Below are 16,996 nucleotides of genomic sequence, written 5' to 3' on the forward strand. Positions count from 1 at the left end.
AAGGGTGATGAGGAAGTGACCAATGCCCGGTTCGCAGGTTCCAGCAGCGGATGCCACGCTTCGCATTCTCAGTCACCTCGCGACCCAGCGTGGTCCGGTTGCTGCCGCGACCCTTGCCACCGCGCTCGATTTGCCCCGATCCACCGTTTACCACCTGCTCGGAGTCCTGCAGAAACGAGGGTTTGTCGTGCACCTGCCCGAAGCCCGCCGGTATGGACTCGGAGTGGCAGCGTTTGAACTGTCGGGCGGATTCGCCCGCCAGCAACCGTTGAGCCGGCTTGGCCACCCGCTGCTCGCCGACCTGGTCGACCGGGTGGGGGAGAGTGCTCACCTCGCCGTGATGCACGGGCGCGACGTTCTCTACATCGTCGAGGAGCGCGCGCCGCGGCGTCCGCACCTCGTCACGGATGTCGGCGTGCGGCTCCCGGCGCACCTCACCGCGTCCGGCCGGGCCATGCTCGCGTCCCTGCCTCGAGAGCAAGTGCGTGCCCTGTTTCCGGATGCCACTGCGTTTGTCGATCGGACGGGCAGCGGTCCTGCACGCTACCGGGAACTGCGCGCGTTGCTCGACACCGTATCGTCCGAGGGATTCGCGACGGAAGATGGTGAAGTGACCGAGGGAATGGCATCCGTCGCCGTTGTGGTGAGGGACCACGTCGGCTGGCCAGCGGCGTCCATTGCCGTGACGTTTCCAAGCGACACCCATTCGGAGAGAACGACTCTCGTCTCCGCGGTGTCTGCCGCTGCCGCCGAGCTCTCGCGACGCATCGGCGGCTGAGGAGCTTTCGCCGCACGGCGGCGGCTGACGGTGCTCGTCACCCGGTCGATGAGAACGCCGAGCGTGATGGCCAGAACGATGCCGATGGCCGCGCCAAGCAGCGGCTGATCCTTCACCCAATGCCCGGCCACGAGGCCGATACCGACGGAATATGCCGCCCACGACGCTCCGGCGAGAACGGTGAGTGGCCAGAACCGCCGGTGGGGGAAGCGGGTTGCTCCCGCCGTCATGTTGACGGCGATCCGACCGATCGGAATGTACCGCGCCGTGATGATCAGCGCGGCAGGGCGGTGGCGGAACCCGGCCGCGGCCCAGTCGAAAGCCCTGATGGTTCGGGGGTGACGCATCCAACGAAACCGCTCAGTGCCGATGCTCCGACCGAGCAGGTAGGCGATATTGTCACCGAGCGCCGCTCCAAGGGCCGCAACGAGGACGATCAATAGCGGAGACGGTGAGCCAGTGGAAACCCCGATTGCCACGGCGGCGACAACGACGGTCTCACTCGGCACCGGTGGAAAAAAGCCATCGACGACCACAACGAGGAAGATGACGGCGTACACCCAGGGTGACGCCACTGTCGAGAGGATGGCATCGGTGAGGAATTCCATGGCTACCGTTCGATCACGGCACCGCGAAAGTGCGGCACCGGTATCGAGGCTAGAAAGCCCGGAGGAGCAACGCATCCACCTCAGGTATTGCCAGCCGTCGGCCTCAGGGACCACATTCGTTCACAGCGAGAGCATTTTTGCCATGCACACGCTGAACGGTTCGCCGATGTACTTACCGAAGAGCGGAATCTCGGCGAAGCCGGAGCGGCGATACAGCGCGACGGCCGCGTCGTGCCTGGTGCCCGTCTCGAGGACGATCTGGCGCAGTGAGGCCGCGCGAGCATCGGCTTCCATCCGCGTCAACAGGTTCGATGCGACACCTCGCCCGCGCGCCTCTTGGCGGACAAACATGCGTTTGAGTTCAGCGACGGCGACGCCCCACGGAACAAGGGCGGCCATCCCAAGCGCACGGCCGTCCTCGTCCCTGGCGACATATACGCTGACCCCGGGTTGTTCGAGTTCGTCCACATTGAGGAGGAAGGTGTTCTCGGGTGGGTAGAGCGCTTCAGCGTATGCGGTGCCGAGTGCGAGCAGTTCGACGACGTCTGGCTGGCGGGGCGACTCGATCGACACCCGCACCGTGTGCCGCGTCGAGGATGATTCTGAAGTGGTCGGCTGCGGCAGGGTCATCCCGCAAGCAAACCGCATCCCTGTTTCGCCGGTATTACGAGCGGCACAACGTCGTGATAAATCCTGTGCTATCAGGCCTGCTCGCCGATGGCGAAGCGGACGGCTCCGGCTTCATCGACTTGAGCGTCCAGAATTTTGTCGTCGAGCACGGGTGCGGCGTTCTCGTCGACGAAGATGCGTGCTCCGCCACTTTCGATTACGGCGTCGGTCGCCTCGGGGGAGCTGGCAACGGCGACAGACAGATCGGTCGATGCTGCGGCCGGGCTGGAGATTCGGAGACCCGCATCCTCGGTTCCCGTGGTCTGCAGGGTGATGGTCTTGACGATGGTGCTTGCGTTCTCGGTGAGGGTGAGCATGAGCTTCCTTTGCGATTGGCGGATACGAGTGTCCTACCATTCCGAACCTGCCAACCGACCTCAAGCTGAGGCCGCCCATTCACACCAAAGACGGAGGTCCGGAAATGACGGATGCCTCCCCGCCCGAAGGCGAGGAGGCATCCGTTTTGCGCTTTGAGTTATGCGCGGCTGCCACTGCGCGAGTTGCGCGTGACGAGTCCGTAGATGAGGAGCACGACGATGGATCCGACGATGGCGGTCAGCCAGGTCGAGATGCTCCAGAATTCAGCCATGTCAATGCCGAACAGCAGGCCGCCAAGCCAACCACCCAGAAGGGCGCCGACCACACCGAGAATCAGTGTGATGAACCAGCCGCCGCCCTGCTTGCCAGGAAGAATGGCTTTCGCGATTGCTCCAGCAATCAGACCGAGAAGAAGAAATGCCAGGAAGCTCAAGGCTCCACCTCCATTTACTCGTGGACATCCGTTACCGGAGTTCCTTTGACCCGCCCGGTTAGGCTGGTGTAACCCGAGATTACCCCTTTTGGGCGTTTTCTGAGGAGTTGCTCTTAGTCCTTGCGGAAACAAATTTTTTGCGTGACAATTCCGCCTGAGAGGCGTAATGTAGCCAAGTCGGCTCTGGACACCGTGGATGTACCGCGGAAGGGTTTGTAAGTCTGGTGGGCCGGTTATACATCGCGAAAACGCGAATTGTATTCACTCTGATGTGAAACGGTCCCGGTCATCGACTGCTCGGGTATAAGTACGCCGCTGCTCTCTGCTGCGTGCATTTGCGCTTCACGCATGATCTAAAACCCGGAAAGTATCTATGCCCAAGAACAAAAAACCAGCAGGCGGCCGCCCCGCCAGGAATTTCGACCCGAGCTACGCGCGTAAAAGCGGCGGCCCGGCAGGAACGACAACCGGCAGCAGGAGCCCTGGACACCGCGGTTACCGCCCGGTCGAGGGTGACGCACCGAAGAAGGCGCGTTGGAACGCCGACGAGCGTGCCGCTCGCCGCCACTCCGACGAGCCCCGCGAACAGCGCGCTCCCCGCGACGACCGTTACGACGGCGGCGCACAGGCGAACCGCAGCGAGCGCCCCGCATACAACCGTGGTGAGAACCGGACCGAGCGTCCCGCGTACGGTCGCGATGATCGTGCACCCCGTGGCGAGCGGACCGAGCGTCCCTCCTATGGTCGCGCCGAGCGCACCGAGCGCACCGAGCGTCCCGCGTACAACCGTGGAGAGAACCGGACCGAGCGCCCCTCATACAACCGTGACGACCGCGCTCCGCGGAGTGACCGCGGCGAGCGTCCTGCGTACAACCGTGGTGAGAACCGGACCGAGCGTCCCGCGTACAACCGTGGTGAGAACCGCACAGAGCGTCCCGCGTACAACCGTGGCGAAAACCGCACCGAACGCCCCGCGTACAACCGTGACGACCGTGCCCCTCGCAGCGACCGTGCCGAGCGTCCCGCTTACAACGCTGACCGCCCGTTCACACGCGGCCAGCGCATTGAGCGTCCGTCGACCGGCCGGGTCTCCTCGGGCCGCGATGACCGCGCACCTCGTCGCGACAGCAACTTCGACCGTCCGCGCCGCGACGCTGGAGTCGACAAGAACTTCTACCCGAACCGCGACGCCAAGGGCAACTTCACGCCCGAGGATGACGTAGTACTCGAGCGTCTCGAAGCGCAGGCCACGCTGGCCGTCGACGTCGAGGGCATCTCGTTCTCCGACCTCGGCCTTGGCGGAAACATCATCGCCGCCCTTGCAGAGCTCGGCGCACCGAGCCCGTTCCCGATTCAGGCAGCGACCATCCCGGACGTCATTGCCGGCAAGGACGTCCTCGGCCGCGGCCGCACCGGATCGGGCAAGACCATTGCCTTCGGCGCACCGCTCGTCGAGAAGCTCATGGAGAACGGCGGAGGCAAGAAGCGTGCCATGGGTCGCAAGCCCCGCGCGCTGATCCTCGCACCGACGCGCGAGCTCGCCCTGCAGATCGACCGTACAGTTCAGCCAATCGCGCGCAGCGTTGGCCTGTTCACCACCCAGATCTACGGCGGCGTTCCGCAGAACCGTCAGGTGGGCGCCCTTCAGCGCGGCGTCGACATCATTGTCGGTACCCCTGGTCGTATCGAAGACCTCATCGAGCAGGGACGTCTAGACCTTTCCGAAGTGACCATCACGGTTCTCGACGAGGCTGACCACATGTGTGACCTCGGTTTCCTCGAGCCCGTGCAGCGCATTCTGCGTCTCACCGCTAACGGCGGCCAGAAGTTGTTGTTCTCGGCCACCCTCGACAAGGGTGTTGCCTCGCTCGTCAAGGAGTTCCTCCCGTCGCCCGCCGTGCACGAAGTTGCCGGTGAAGACCAGGCCTCTGCGACAATCGACCACCGCGTTCTCGTGGTCGAGCACCGCGACAAGGACCGCATCATCGAGGAGCTCGCCAACCGCAACGAGAAGACGCTGATCTTCTCGCGCACCCGCGCGTACGCCGAGCGTCTCGCTGACCAGCTCGAGGATGCAGGCATCCGTGCGGTGTCCCTGCACGGTGACCTGAACCAGGCCCGTCGTACCCGCAACCTCGCGCAACTCACCTCAGGGCGAGTGAACGTGCTCGTTGCGACCGACGTCGCCGCTCGTGGCATCCACGTTGACGACATCACCCTCGTCATCCAGGCCGACGCGCCAGACGAGTACAAGACGTACCTCCACCGCTCGGGCCGTACGGGCCGCGCGGGCAAGGTCGGTACCGTCGTCACGATCATCCCGAAGGCGCGTCAGCGTCGCATGACCGACCTGCTCGGTCGCGCTGAGATTGAGGCTGACTACGTTCAGGCTCGCCCCGGCGACGAGATCATCGAGGAACTCGCTGGTCGCATGACCAACGCGAAGCTCACCGCCTAACAGCAGAGCATCCCCGAAACGCCCGTTTCGAACGAGAGTCCTCCGGCTCTTGTCTGAAACGGGCGTTTTCGCGTTAAAAGAACGCGGCCGTTCACGAGCTTCACATCCGCTCGCCTTTTCGATTAGCTAGAACAGTGTTGCCTGCTCTGTCGACGGCAGAATGCGCGCGCCTGTCGAACCGTCATCACTCGCAAAGGCAACCCGTTCGCCCGCGTCATTGCGTAGCATTCCGAGCGCTTTCGAACGGATGCCTCCGGTCGCCGGATCTTCGCGGCCCCGCTCCAGGCCGTGCGCGCGGATCAGCGGAGAAATGCGTGCGGCCAGCCACGTGCGGTACTCCTTCGGTGCATACTGGCCGCGGGCGTAGAGCTCGGTGTACTTCGGCACGAGCTCAGGATGCTGACGCTGGAGCCAGTGCATGAACCACGGTTTCACTCCCGGTTTGAGGTAGAGGGAGCTGAACAGCACGCTCGTTCCGCCCGCTTCCTTCACCCGCCGCAGCGCCTCGTCGAGGTGTGCCTTGGTGTCGGTGAGGTAAGGGAGGATCGGCATCAGGAACACGCTGCAATCCAGTCCGGCGTTGCGGACAGCGGTCACTGTGGCGAGGCGTGCTTTCGCTGACGGGGTGCCCGGTTCGATCGACTTCTGCAGTTCGTCGTCGTAGATCGCGATCGACATGGCGAGGTCGACTGGCACCGTTTGGGCCACCTCGGCGAGCAGCGGCAGGTCGCGACGGAGCAGCGTGCCCTTGGTGAGGATGGACAGCGGTGTGCCGGAGTGCGCCAGGCTCTCGATGATGCCCGGCATCAGTGCGTAGCGGCCCTCCGCTCGCTGATACGGGTCGGTGTTGGTGCCGAGCGCCACCGGGTACCTTCCCCAGCTCGGCTTTGCGACTTCCTTGGCGAGCACGTCGGCCACATTGATCTTCACGACGACCTGGTTATCGAAGTCGTCGCCGGCGTTGAAGTCGAGATAGGTGTGGGTGGGGCGCGCGAAGCAATTGTGGCTGATGACGCCGTTTGCAATGAAGTCGCCGGTGCCCGTGGTGATGTCGACCATGTCGATCTCGGAGCCGAGGTCTTCGATGGAGAGGATGCGCAGCCCGTTGTTGGTCCTGACGACCTCTTCGATAATCGATGCTGGATCGTTGATCTCGTTCACACTCTGCCCGAACCCGAGCAATGATTCCTTCAGGGTGAGTGTCGGTCGCTGGCTGCCGTCGGTCGCGCGCTGCACATACTTCCACCCGCGTTCTGTGAGAAAGCGATGATCGCCACTTGCGGTGATCTCGGTTCCATCGGCGAGGGTGATGCGGAACCCGCGCTTTACCGTGTTCCACGCTGCGAGAACCGGTGTCCTCACGTAGCGCCGGTAGGAACCGCGAGTCTTGGTTCCCATTACCTCGTCGCCGACCTCGACCAGCCGCAACGGCTTTTGGCGGCCGTCAGCCATCAGGATCGGGGTGTCGGGGTCTAGGCAATAGACGCAGGCATGACTGCAGCCTCGGTAGGGGTTGATCGTCCAGCCGAACGGCATCTCAGATTGGCGCGGCACCTTGTTGAGCGCGGACTTCGCGAGCACCTCGTGAAAGGTCACTCCGGCGAAGTCCGGCGTCTGGACGCTGCGAACAAGGTTGTTGAGCTTGGCCAGCCCTGGCAGGGCCGACGGCTCCTCCGTGCCGAGTTGCTGGCCGTTCCACCTCATGCACCCATTAGAACATGGATTCGACGAAAATCACCCCGCTAACGGTGGTGATGCACAAAGTCGTTCTACTGTCCCTCGCCGCCACCTACGGGACTTGCGCTGCGGCAACGATCAATGCAGCGCCGACCGACCAGAAAGAGGCGATGAACACTCCGTCGCGGACGCGGAACGGCACGAGGTACCGCTCCGTTCGGAACTGATGGGCACCGAAGGCTCGAGAATCCATGGCCAGGGCGACGCGCTCCGCATGTCGGATCGCCCCGACGAGCAGGGGCACGACGTATCCGAGGTAGCGTCGCAGACCGGCGATCGGGCCTCGGCCTCCGGACACCCCACGCACCCGATGGGCCTGGCGAATGCCACCAAGCTCGTGCCGGAACCGCGGCACAAAACGGTACGCCGCGAGCGCGGTGTACCCGATCCGATAGGGCACGTGAAGCTGCTGCACGAGCGCCCGCACCAGGTCAGGACCGGTCATCGTGAGCCCCGAGATCAGGGCGAGTGCGAGCAGCGCCCCGAGACGGCAGGCTGTGGCGAGCCCGATCAGCCAGGCTCCGAGGTAGAAACGGTACTCGCCGATTTGAAACAGGAGAAGCGTGTCGTCGACACGCGTGGCATCCGTCCACAGGGCAAAACTCACCGACAGCACCGCAACCACGGCTGGGAGGCCGAGCCACAGCGCCATCGCCATGCGGGGAGTGAGTCGAGCGCCCGCTGTGATGAGCAGCAGGGCAAAACAGAGAAATGCGAGCGGCGTTGCGATGTCGCGCACGAACAGAAGGTAGACCATGAACGGCAGCGGACCGGCGATCTTTGCCAGCGGATTGAGCCAGTGCAGGAAGTGCCGCGCCGTCACGCCGGGGCGGGCCGAATACGGGTCGAGCGCCCCGCTCATTCGATGCTCTCTGGAAGGTCAGCGATCCGGGTGAGAGTGCTCCACGACGGATGACTCGTCACACCCCGCATCGCTCGCGCGAGTGGAGGGAGGGAGAGCCCCGCGCGCTCGAGCAACTCCTGGTCGCCGAGAATGTCCCCGGCCGCACCAAACGCCAGCAGGCGCCCATCGTGCATCACAGCGACGTGGCTCGCATACTCCGCGACCAGCTGCAGGTCGTGGGTAACCGTGATCACCGTCGTGCCAGAACGATGAAGTCCTGACAGCAGAGCGAGCAGCTCATTCGCGCGCTCACGATCCTGGCCGAACGTCGGCTCATCGAGCACGAGTACCGGCGCGCCCGTGATCAGTGCGGTGCCGACAGACAGCCGGCGTTTCTGCCCGCCGGAGAGCAGGAATGGGTGTGCATCTCGTAACCGTTCAAGCCCGAACCGCTCGAGCATGACGGCTACCCGCACCTCAATCTCAGCGTCGCTCAACCCCGGCGTCGACCGCCGCCGCACCCGCAACCCGTGAGCCAGTTCATCAAACACGGTGTTCTCAAGAAACTGATGTTCCGGGTTCTGGAACACGAACCCGACATGTTCGGCCAACGCCCGGGCATCACTCGTCGCCGGATCCAGATCGCCGATCCGAACCGTTCCTCTCGGCGGAGCAACCACTCCAGCCAGCGCCTGCACAAGTGTCGTCTTGCCGGCGCCGTTTGCGCCGATCACCGTGACGAAGTCCCCCGCACCGATCTCGAGCGAGACGTCGTGCAGAATCCGGGTTTTGGCCCGCGTCACCGTCAGGTTGCGCACGGCAACAGCGACGTCGCCGGTTGCGTTTGAGGATTTCGGTGTGTTCGCGGGGCGGACGGGAAGAGAGCGGATGCCATTGAGCATGTTCGCGAGCTCATCCGGGGTGAGCGGGAGCGAATCGAGTTCGATGCCGCCGCGGCGCAGGCGGAGACCCGCGAGCGTTGCCACCGGTAGCCACACGCCGAGCGCGGCGAGCTCCTCAGCCGAGCCGGCCAGCACCTCTCGAGTCGGACCCGAGACAGCAAGCGCCCCATCGCCATCGAGGACAACCACCCGGTCGACAAGGTCGATGGCCGCGTCGAGGTTGTGTTCGATCAGCACGACCGCGTGGGTGCCCGCGGCCGCGATATCGCCGAGAACGGCGTAAACGTCACGGATTCCGACCGGGTCGAGGTTCGCTGTCGGTTCGTCCAGCACGAGGATCGGGGTGTCCATGGCCAGGGCACAGGCGATGGCCAGTCGTTGTTTTCCTCCGCCGGACAGCACATCCGGGTTGTCGAGGCGACGTTCCCAGAGCCCGACGGCGCGTAACGCATGCTCGGAGCGCTCAAGCACCTCGGCGACGGGCAGCAGCAGGTTCTCGGGGCCGAAGCAGACTTCGTCGAGAACTGTGCCCGTCACGATTTGCGCGTCCGGGTCCTGGAAGACCATCGCGACCTCTTGCGACAAACGCGACACAGGAGCATCCGTCGTTCGAATTCCATTGACGGTGACGAAGCCGGTCATCGTCGCTGCAAGCGCGTGTGGGACCAGTCCGTTGAGTGCAAGTGCGAGCGTCGACTTGCCGCAGCCAGACGGCCCAAGGACAAGGACAACCTCGCCCCGTGCGACGTCGAAACTCACCCCGTTTGGCCGGTTCTCGGTGCGTTCGTCATAACGGACGCGCAGATCACTCAGCCGCAGGGCAGGGTCGGTTTTCGGCATTCAGCGGATCACGAGGTGGGAAGCGGAGCGCGCCGGTCGACCTCACGCTGCAGGCCGCGGGCCACTCCGGTCTTGTCGATGCGGGCGGCGAGAATTCGGCCGAGCCAGGTGAAGATCATCGGGCTCACAACAAAGAGGCCGAAGTACACGATGTTGGCCAGGGGTTCGAACTTTTCGGCACCAATCGCGACGAACACGCCGGCACCGAAGATCAGACCGGCGATCGCGGCCGCCAGGTAGAAGACCCACCCTCGCCAGTAGCGATAGCGTCCGATCAGGAATGGCACCTCCTGCAGGAGCCCGATCGCGAGTCCGGCGCCGAAGTAACGCAGGAACCATTGGGGGCTGAACGCTGCGGCGATGAGTCCGGCGAACAGTCCGGTGAGAAGAGCCACTCCGCCGCGGCGGAGCAGCGACTGCGACACGACACCTGGCAGGAAGTACACGCCGACGAGGGAGCCATACAGGATCGGCACTGCCGCGGACATCACTCCGTTGAGGTAGCCGCTGACCACGAACACCAGTCCGCCAGCAACACCGATGGCCGCGCAGGTGAGCAGAAGGCGGGTGCTCACATTTCGCATGGGGCTCTCGGTTCGGGTCGCGGCTGTGCTGAAAAATGAAGTACTGAGGTCACCCTAAGTTTAGCGGCGGTGGCCTGAAGGTTTGCGAGTCAGATGGAACGGCGGCGGGGCGTCAGCCGCACAGCCGGGAGTGGCGGGGCAGGAATACGTTCGTCGCCATGACCATTCACAACACCGAAGCGGATGCTGCGCGACTCCCACGCGTTGCGCGCGCTGACGATCTCTTCATGGCTTCGTGCCACGAAGTTCCACCACATAATGAGTTCCTCGGCGAACGGAACACCGCCGAGCAGAACGAACCGGGCACCGTGCTCGCTCTGGAGCTCGAGCGACTCGCGTTCGGTGCCGAGGTACAGGAGCGGGCCGGGATCGAGCGGAGTCCCGGCAACAGTCACGCGCCCCGACAGCACCATCACCGCGTGTTCGAAATGTGACTCCACTGGAATCGTGACGTGTGCACCCGCGTCGATAGTGGCATCCGCCCCCATCAACTCCGTGAAAACCGTGGCGTCCGATTCGACTCCGCCGAGGTGGCCAACCAGAACGCTCGCGCGAAGCCCCCCGGTTTCGAAGACAGGGAGGTTGGTGTGGCGCTCGAAGAACGGGTCGATGTCGGCAACGTCGCGGGGGAGTGCGATCCAGAGCTGCAGCCCACGCAGAGGACGGCCCTGGCTGCCGAGTGAGAACTCTGAGTGGGAAATGCCGTAGCCGCTCGTCATGATGTTGAGCTCACCCGGGTGCACCTCGACGTCGCTGCCGACACTGTCGCGGTGCCGGATCACTCCCTCGACGGGCCAGGTCACCGTTTGCAGGCCCGTATGCGGGTGGGGAAGCACGCGCATGCCAACCTCTTCGTCGTCGAACCGGTCGAGGAAACACCACGCGCCGACCATGGGCAGGGCGCGTTGAGGCAAAGAGCGGTGAACGAGGATGCCTCGGATGCCGCCGAGTGGCACTTCGCGCGCGTTCAACAGGCGGCTCGTGGCGCCGGTGGGGTCACAGCGAGCGCTCAACGTCTCGCTCACGGGAAGATCGAGGCGGGTCATTCGGGGATCGGTTTCCAGTCGACGGTGCCATCGAAGTCCGGGTGACGTTTCAGCCAGTCCTGAACGAACGGGCAGAACGGAACGATCGTCTCACCCCGCGCCGCAACGTCGGCGAGGGCCTCGCGCACGAGAGTGCTGCCGAGACCGCGACCCTCAAATTCGTTCTCGATGACGGTGTGGGTGAACGATATTCGCCCGGGGTGCATGCGGAACGCGGCGAAGCCCGCGAGGGTGTCGCCGATCCGGATCTCATATTGTGATGCCTCATCGTTGCGGGTGACCACGAGAGTCTGGTCAGGTTGGTCAACCACTGATTTTCTGCTTCCTCGCGCACGACGTGATGGTGTCTGTCCAACCTATGCCCGGCAACGTCCATGCGCGAGCATGAAATGTGCGCGGTCAGGCGAGAGCGAGCATCCCAGCCGCGACCAGCGCGAGCGCCAGCCCAACCCACTGCACCGGCGCGATTCGTTCCTTGAGCACGAGCGCTGCCAGCAGGATCGTCCCCGCCGGGTACATCGCGGTGAGCACGCTCATCACAGCGAGGTCACCTATGCGAAGGCCGATCAGGAGCAGCAGGTTCGCTGTCGCGTCGATCACTCCACAGGCCAGGGCGAGGGTGAGCCCTGGGCGCCAGCCGGTGCTCGGGCGACCGAGCGTGATGCCCGGTGCAGCCCGACGCGCGAGCATCCACAGCACGAGTACAACCGTGAACATGATCGCCGCGCTGACGGCACGGTTGAGGATGAGTGGAACAACGCCTGAGTCCTCGGGCGTCTGGTCGATGAGGATAAGGAAGGTGCCGATCATCGTTCCCGATCCGAGTGCCATCAGAATGCCCCGGGAGCTCGGTCGCACTGCGCCCTTCTCGGGCACAAAGCCCACGAGAACCACGGCGATGAGCGCGAGCCCGAGTGCGAGGTATCCCACCAGGGCGAGCTTGTCCCCTGTCGCTAGCCCCCAGGTCATCGGCACGATCGCCGACACAACGGCGGTGAGCGGCGACAGGATCGACATCGGCCCGATGGCGAGGCAGGCGTAGAGCAGCGAAATCGCGAGCGCTCCGCTGACCCCGGAGAGCGCACCCCAGAACACAGCCTCGGCAGACCACTCCCCGAAACCAAGAGCCAGGACGAGGAGAAGGGCGACCAGACCCGACACCGCCGACAGCGCCGTGACCCGCACGGGGCTGATTCGTTTCGACGCGAGTCCGCCGAGGAAATCGGCCGCACCGTAGACGAGCGCTCCGGTGAGGCCGATGATCGCGGTGAGCATGCGAAAAGCGTAATGGCCCGCGACACGCGAACCAGATGCCCATCGGCTCCGAAGTACAGTGGGAGAGGAAGGAGGCAACATGCGCGCTCGGCGAATTCGAGTTGCACGCGGCATCGCCGCTGCAGCCGTTGCGACCTTCTTCGCGGCGTTCTCGCACGTCGTGTCAGGCGCGGAGGTTCCCGGTCTGTTTGCGCTTGTGGCAGCATCCGTTCTCTCAATCTTTCTGTGTATCGCGCTCGCCGGTCGCACCCTGTCGACCTGGCGCCTCACCGCGTCGGTGTTGCTCAGCCAGCTCGGCTATCACCTGCTCTTCGCTCTCGTGCCGGCATCGACAGGCTCCGTCGTAACCGCACCCGGCCACCACGCCGACATGGTGATGATGACGACGGATGCCACAACTCACGTCCACGCGTCGACAAGCCCTGCAATGTGGCTAGGCCACGCGCTCGCCGCCATGATCACCGTCGCTGCTCTTGTGTACGGCGAGCGGCTGCTGTTTTCCCTGTTCGACACGCTGCGCCTGGGCGTTCGCGTGCTTCTCGTCGGCATTCGTCTGGCGCCTGTGCGGCGACCGGCCATGCCGAACGCCGACTGGCTTCCGGTTCTCGGTGCGAACCAGCGGGTCCTGCTTTCGGCGATGCGGCACCGCGGTCCGCCGGTTGCCGCTCGCCGAACGGCTCTCTCCTTCGCCTGACACACGTCGACCGGGTTGCCCGGTAGGCGTGAATGCTGCAGCGGACGGGACTGCTTCGGCTCCACGCAGCCATTTTTCTTACCGACCGTTCGGCAGCGCTGTGCGCGCCCGGTCGCATCTTCTCGAATCAGGACACCCATGAAACGCTCCACCCTGGCGACCTCAGCCGTCGCCTCCGCTTTCCTCGTTGTCGCTTCGCCCCTCGCGGCCAGCGCACACGTCTCCGTCACACCGAGCTCGGCAGCGGCGGGTTCAACCGCCCAACTCACTTTTTCGGTCGGACACGGCTGTGACGGCTCGGCCACCACAGCGCTGATCTTCACGATCCCTGAGGAAGTCCTCTCCGTCACACCGACCGTGAACCCCAACTGGGACGTCTCCAAAACCAGCGTCGACCTCGCCGACCCGGTTGAAGACGCGCACGGTACCGCGCTCACGCAGCGCGTGGGTGAGGTCATCTACACAGCGAAGCAGCCGCTCGCCGATGGCTACCGCGACACTGTCACCCTCCAGCTGACCCTCCCCGAGAACTCCGCGGGGCACAGCCTCGCCTTCCCGGTTGTGCAGTCATGCGTTCTCGGCGAGACCGCATGGACCGACATCGCGGCCGACGGGCAAGACCCGCACGATCTTGAGTCCCCTGCTCCAATAATCACGGTGACGGATGCTTCGGCAAGCGACAGTGGGACGGCCCTGATCGCAAGCACCTCCGCAGGCACAGATGCAGTAGCCGTCCCAACGAAACCCGATGTCCTCGCCCGTATACTCGGCCTCGGCGGACTTCTCGTCGGTGCGATCGGCGTAATTCTCGCTGTGGTCGCGCGTCGGCCCATCACCCCATCGAAGGAAGGTTAGGCAGATGCGCATCCGTCGACTGCTCGCAATCGGAACGCTCACCGGCATGCTCGCCGCCGCTGCGGTTGGGCTGGCCGCAGCTCCGGCCCAGGCTCACAACTCCCTGGTCTCCTCGAACCCGGCCGCGGGCTCCGTGGTCACCGAGCAGCCTGGGACCTTCTCGATCACAACCAACGACGCCCTCCTCGAAGCCGGCGGCTCAGCCAACGCCATCCAGGTTCGTGGACCTGGCGCTGAACCTCTTTACTACGGCGATGGCTGCATGACGATCGACGGCCAAACCCTGACCACCCCGGTTTCCCTCGGGCAGCCGGGGGAGTACACGCTGATCTGGCAGGTTGTTTCCGCTGACGGACACCCGATCGACGGTGAGTTCACGTTCACCTGGCAGCCGGTCGACGGGCAGGAGCTCGCCGCTGGACTGGCTGCGCCACCGGTCTGCGGCGTGTCGCAGGTACCCGTTGAGTCGGGAACGCCGACTCCGGAGCCGACGTTCACCACCCAAACGGACTCGCTTGGGACGTCGGATGCACTCGCTCCGGAAGACACATCGGCTGCTCCGAGCGACATCCTCTGGATCGGTGCTGCTCTCGCCATCGTCGTGACCGCCGCGGTCGTTGTCCTTCTTGTGGTTCGACGGAAGGGCACGAAGACCGCCGGTTCGACCGAAGACTCCCCAGCCGACGACTCCTCGGCGGGCAGTTCAGCGGACGACACACGACCGGAGTAAACCCGAACGGCGCGCTCGTCGCCGTCCTTGCGCGGGCGACAGGGGAACCTGTTGCCCGCGCGCTTCTCCCCAGTACGAGATCACGCTCGAAAGCGCATCCCCAGGCGGCCGCCGAAATTAACCGATGTTCCGTGCAGCGGCTATCGTTTCGGGAGTGACCCTCCCCGAAACCGCCCCCACAGCGCTCGACGTGCTGCACTCGGTCTTCGGCTTCGAGTCGTTCCGCGGAGAACAGCAGGCCATCGTCGACCAGGTGATCGCCGGCGGTGACGCTGTTGTCCTGATGCCAACGGGTGGTGGCAAGAGCCTCTGCTATCAAGTGCCATCACTCGTGCGCGACGGCACAGGCATCGTGATTTCGCCACTGATTGCCCTCATGCAGGACCAGGTCGACGCGCTGCTCGCGGTCGGTGTGCGTGCGGCGTTCCTCAACTCCACCCAGGATGCGGTCGAGCGCGACCGGGTAGAGCGGGCCTACCTGGCCGGTGAACTTGACCTGCTCTACGTCGCGCCGGAGCGGCTCAGCTCCGAGTCGACCAAGCGGTTCCTCGCGAACGGCAAGATCGCCCTCTTCGCCATCGACGAAGCTCACTGCGTTTCGCAGTGGGGCCACGACTTCCGTCCCGACTACCTCGCCCTCGGTGAACTCGTCGAACGCTGGCCGAACGTCCCTCGCATCGCATTGACCGCAACGGCGACGGATGCCACGCACCGCGAAATCACGGATCGCCTGCACCTCGGCAACGCGGCTCACTTCGTGGCGAGCTTCGACCGGCCCAACATTCAGTACCGCATCGTGCCCAAGAACGAGCCGCGCAAGCAACTCGTCGAGTTTCTCACCAAAGAGGGTGCGGGGCAGGCCGGCATCGTCTACGCGCTGAGCCGCAACACGGTTGAGAAGACCGCTGCCCACCTTCAGGCGAACGGCATCAATGCCCTTCCGTACCACGCCGGCCTCGACGCCTCGCTTCGGCAGCGGACGCAGTCGCGCTTCCTGAGGGAGGACGGCATCGTGATCGTCGCCACCATCGCCTTCGGCATGGGAATCGACAAACCAGACGTGCGCTTCGTCGCTCACATCGACCTGCCGAAGAGTGTCGAGGGTTACTACCAGGAGACCGGACGCGCCGGTCGAGACGGCGAACCGTCCGTCGCCTGGCTCACCTACGGCCTGCAGGACGTCGTCCAGCAGCGCCGCATGATCGACGAGTCGCCAGGCGACCTCCCCCACCGCAGGCGCATGTCGGCACACCTCGATGCCATGCTTGCCCTGTGCGAGACCGTCGAGTGCCGGCGCACCAACCTGCTGAGCTACTTCGGCCAGCCATCGGAGCCATGCGGAAACTGCGACACCTGCCTCGACCCGCCCGAGGTGTGGGACGGCACAGTTCCCGCCCAGAAACTCCTCTCGACCGTTGTTCGCCTGAAGCGGGAACGCAACCAGGAGTTCGGAGCCGGTCACCTCATCGACATCCTCCGAGGCAAAACAACTCCCCGAACGACACAGTGGAAACACGAAGCACTTGCGACGTGGGGCATTGGGCAGGACCTCAGCGAGCAGCAGTGGCGGGGAGTTATCCGCCAGCTCCTCGCGAAGCGACTCCTGGCTACCCGCGGCGAGTACGGCACCCTCGGCCTCACCGAAGACAGCGCTTCCGTTCTCTCCGGCTCTCGGTCGGTTCCGATGCGCACCGAGCCCGAACGGCGCTCCTCGGTCAGCAAGGCGCGCCGCCAGAGCGTATCCGACCTCGCCCCAGGAGACGCTGAGCTGTTTGAAGCGCTGCGGTCCTGGCGGGCGGCTGCCGCCAAACAGCAGGGTGTCCCCGCGTACATCGTCTTCGGTGACGCCACCCTGCGTGCCGTTGCCACCGAGAAGCCCGCCTCGTTTGACGCTCTCGGTTCAATCAGCGGCATCGGCGAAAAGAAGCGGGCAACCTACGGGCAGCAGTTGCTCGACGTCGTGGCCGGGCGTGAGCCGATTCTTTCCGACGCTTAACGAGCACAAGCGCCCCGCTCGAGTCGAGCGCAGCGCTTGTGCCTGGGTTTGTGTGTGGGCGAACTTAGCCCTTCCGGGCCTTGTCCTCGCCCTTTGCCTTCTTGTCGGCGCGCTTTTCCTTCAGCGACTTCGCCGGTTCCTTCTTGGCAGAGTTTTTCTGGGGTGACTTACTAGGCATGGGTGCTCCTTTGACCTGCAGCCGCGCCGGCTGTGTTCCTCGACCATACGC

The 16,996-nt window shown here is 64.6% G+C and carries 16 protein-coding genes and 1 pseudogene; 6 read left to right on the top strand and 11 right to left on the bottom strand.

All coding sequences use genetic code 11. The features are described 5' to 3' along the window. Positions 1-22 precede the first annotated feature (22 nt). Positions 23-778 carry an IclR family transcriptional regulator gene (locus tag D9V28_RS10255; protein ID WP_121659583.1) on the top strand — a complete coding sequence of 252 codons (756 nt, stop codon included), beginning with the start codon at positions 23-25 and terminating at the stop codon, positions 776-778. 146 nt (positions 779-924) lie between these two features. Here D9V28_RS10255 and D9V28_RS10260 read toward each other — a convergent pair. From D9V28_RS10260 to D9V28_RS10275, 4 genes and pseudogenes are all read right to left on the bottom strand, one after another. Next, a pseudogene (locus tag D9V28_RS10260) lies at positions 925-1,461 on the bottom strand (DedA family protein); the annotation flags it as partial. Between the two features lie 45 nt (positions 1,462-1,506). Then, complete coding sequence (locus D9V28_RS10265) at positions 1,507-2,016, bottom strand: GNAT family N-acetyltransferase (protein WP_121659584.1); 510 nt, start codon at positions 2,014-2,016, stop codon at positions 1,507-1,509. 71 nt (positions 2,017-2,087) lie between these two features. After that, positions 2,088-2,372 (bottom strand): Fe-S cluster assembly protein HesB, encoded by a 285-nt coding sequence (locus D9V28_RS10270; RefSeq protein ID WP_121659585.1) that lies wholly within the window; start codon positions 2,370-2,372, stop codon positions 2,088-2,090. A 158-nt stretch (positions 2,373-2,530) separates the two neighbouring features. Next, positions 2,531-2,806, bottom strand: a complete 276-nt coding sequence (locus D9V28_RS10275) for a GlsB/YeaQ/YmgE family stress response membrane protein (protein ID WP_121659586.1) — start codon at positions 2,804-2,806, stop codon at positions 2,531-2,533. 373 nt (positions 2,807-3,179) lie between these two features. On the opposite strand from D9V28_RS10275, the gene D9V28_RS10280 reads away from it, so the two are divergent. Continuing rightward, complete coding sequence (locus tag D9V28_RS10280; RefSeq protein ID WP_121659587.1) at positions 3,180-5,264, top strand: DEAD/DEAH box helicase; 2,085 nt, start codon at positions 3,180-3,182, stop codon at positions 5,262-5,264. 126 nt (positions 5,265-5,390) lie between these two features. Here D9V28_RS10280 and D9V28_RS10285 read toward each other — a convergent pair whose 3' ends face one another. From D9V28_RS10285 to D9V28_RS10315, 7 genes are all read right to left on the bottom strand, one after another. After that, entirely contained in the window at positions 5,391-6,968 is a 1,578-nt protein-coding gene (locus tag D9V28_RS10285; RefSeq protein WP_121659588.1) for an Rv2578c family radical SAM protein, read from the bottom strand. 85 nt (positions 6,969-7,053) lie between these two features. Further along, positions 7,054-7,863: an energy-coupling factor transporter transmembrane component T family protein gene (locus tag D9V28_RS10290; protein ID WP_121659589.1), complete on the bottom strand. Its 810-nt coding sequence runs from the start codon at positions 7,861-7,863 to the stop codon at positions 7,054-7,056. Continuing rightward, the gene (locus D9V28_RS10295; protein ID WP_121659590.1) at positions 7,860-9,587 is read right to left on the bottom strand and encodes an ABC transporter ATP-binding protein; all 1,728 of its coding nucleotides are present in this window, start codon (positions 9,585-9,587) and stop codon (positions 7,860-7,862) included. The genes D9V28_RS10290 and D9V28_RS10295 overlap by 4 nt, the downstream gene beginning before the upstream one ends. An 8-nt stretch (positions 9,588-9,595) precedes the next feature. Then, positions 9,596-10,162 (bottom strand): ECF transporter S component, encoded by a 567-nt coding sequence (locus tag D9V28_RS10300; RefSeq protein WP_183086491.1) that lies wholly within the window; start codon positions 10,160-10,162, stop codon positions 9,596-9,598. A 98-nt stretch (positions 10,163-10,260) separates the two neighbouring features. Beyond that, positions 10,261-11,217: a pirin family protein gene (locus D9V28_RS10305; protein ID WP_121659592.1), complete on the bottom strand. Its 957-nt coding sequence runs from the start codon at positions 11,215-11,217 to the stop codon at positions 10,261-10,263. After that, entirely contained in the window at positions 11,214-11,528 is a 315-nt protein-coding gene (locus D9V28_RS10310) for a GNAT family N-acetyltransferase (protein WP_220700481.1), read from the bottom strand. The genes D9V28_RS10305 and D9V28_RS10310 overlap by 4 nt, the downstream gene beginning before the upstream one ends. Before the next feature lie 88 nt (positions 11,529-11,616). Then, positions 11,617-12,492 (bottom strand): EamA family transporter, encoded by an 876-nt coding sequence (locus tag D9V28_RS10315; RefSeq protein ID WP_121659593.1) that lies wholly within the window; start codon positions 12,490-12,492, stop codon positions 11,617-11,619. Between the two features lie 79 nt (positions 12,493-12,571). Here D9V28_RS10315 and D9V28_RS10320 point away from each other — a divergent pair, with 79 nt between their 5' ends. The 4 genes from D9V28_RS10320 to recQ all read left to right on the top strand — a co-directional run bounded on the left by D9V28_RS10320 (position 12,572) and on the right by recQ (position 16,767). Then, positions 12,572-13,186 carry a hypothetical protein gene (locus D9V28_RS10320; protein WP_121659594.1) on the top strand — a complete coding sequence of 205 codons (615 nt, stop codon included), beginning with the start codon at positions 12,572-12,574 and terminating at the stop codon, positions 13,184-13,186. 138 nt (positions 13,187-13,324) lie between these two features. Continuing rightward, the gene (locus D9V28_RS10325) at positions 13,325-14,041 is read left to right on the top strand and encodes a YcnI family copper-binding membrane protein (RefSeq protein ID WP_121659595.1); all 717 of its coding nucleotides are present in this window, start codon (positions 13,325-13,327) and stop codon (positions 14,039-14,041) included. A gap of 4 nt (positions 14,042-14,045) precedes the next feature. Beyond that, positions 14,046-14,771 (top strand): copper resistance CopC family protein, encoded by a 726-nt coding sequence (locus tag D9V28_RS10330; RefSeq protein WP_121659596.1) that lies wholly within the window; start codon positions 14,046-14,048, stop codon positions 14,769-14,771. Positions 14,772-14,895: 124 nt separating this feature from the next. Next, on the top strand, positions 14,896-16,767 hold the full coding sequence (recQ, locus tag D9V28_RS10335; RefSeq protein ID WP_121659597.1) for a DNA helicase RecQ: 1,872 nt from the start codon (positions 14,896-14,898) through the stop codon (positions 16,765-16,767). The last annotated feature ends 229 nt before the right edge of the window (positions 16,768-16,996 follow it).

Origin of the sequence: Mycetocola zhadangensis (genome assembly GCF_003668565.1) — a bacterium.
GTDB lineage: Bacteria > Actinomycetota > Actinomycetes > Actinomycetales > Microbacteriaceae > Mycetocola_A > Mycetocola_A zhadangensis.

Excerpts from the sequence above, each read along its gene's own strand:
- D9V28_RS10255 (WP_121659583.1), top strand. The coding sequence starts at position 23 with ATGCCCGGTTCGCAGGTTCCAGCAGCGGATGCCACGCTTCGCATTCTC.
- D9V28_RS10265 (WP_121659584.1), bottom strand. The coding sequence starts at position 2,016 with ATGACCCTGCCGCAGCCGACCACTTCAGAATCATCCTCGACGCGGCAC.
- D9V28_RS10270 (WP_121659585.1), bottom strand. The coding sequence starts at position 2,372 with ATGCTCACCCTCACCGAGAACGCAAGCACCATCGTCAAGACCATCACC.
- D9V28_RS10280 (WP_121659587.1), top strand. The coding sequence starts at position 3,180 with ATGCCCAAGAACAAAAAACCAGCAGGCGGCCGCCCCGCCAGGAATTTC.
- D9V28_RS10285 (WP_121659588.1), bottom strand. The coding sequence starts at position 6,968 with ATGAGGTGGAACGGCCAGCAACTCGGCACGGAGGAGCCGTCGGCCCTG.
- D9V28_RS10290 (WP_121659589.1), bottom strand. The coding sequence starts at position 7,863 with ATGAGCGGGGCGCTCGACCCGTATTCGGCCCGCCCCGGCGTGACGGCG.
- D9V28_RS10295 (WP_121659590.1), bottom strand. The coding sequence starts at position 9,587 with ATGCCGAAAACCGACCCTGCCCTGCGGCTGAGTGATCTGCGCGTCCGT.
- D9V28_RS10305 (WP_121659592.1), bottom strand. The coding sequence starts at position 11,217 with ATGACCCGCCTCGATCTTCCCGTGAGCGAGACGTTGAGCGCTCGCTGT.
- D9V28_RS10315 (WP_121659593.1), bottom strand. The coding sequence starts at position 12,492 with ATGCTCACCGCGATCATCGGCCTCACCGGAGCGCTCGTCTACGGTGCG.
- D9V28_RS10320 (WP_121659594.1), top strand. The coding sequence starts at position 12,572 with ATGCGCGCTCGGCGAATTCGAGTTGCACGCGGCATCGCCGCTGCAGCC.
- D9V28_RS10325 (WP_121659595.1), top strand. The coding sequence starts at position 13,325 with ATGAAACGCTCCACCCTGGCGACCTCAGCCGTCGCCTCCGCTTTCCTC.
- D9V28_RS10330 (WP_121659596.1), top strand. The coding sequence starts at position 14,046 with ATGCGCATCCGTCGACTGCTCGCAATCGGAACGCTCACCGGCATGCTC.
- recQ (WP_121659597.1), top strand. The coding sequence starts at position 14,896 with ATGTTCCGTGCAGCGGCTATCGTTTCGGGAGTGACCCTCCCCGAAACC.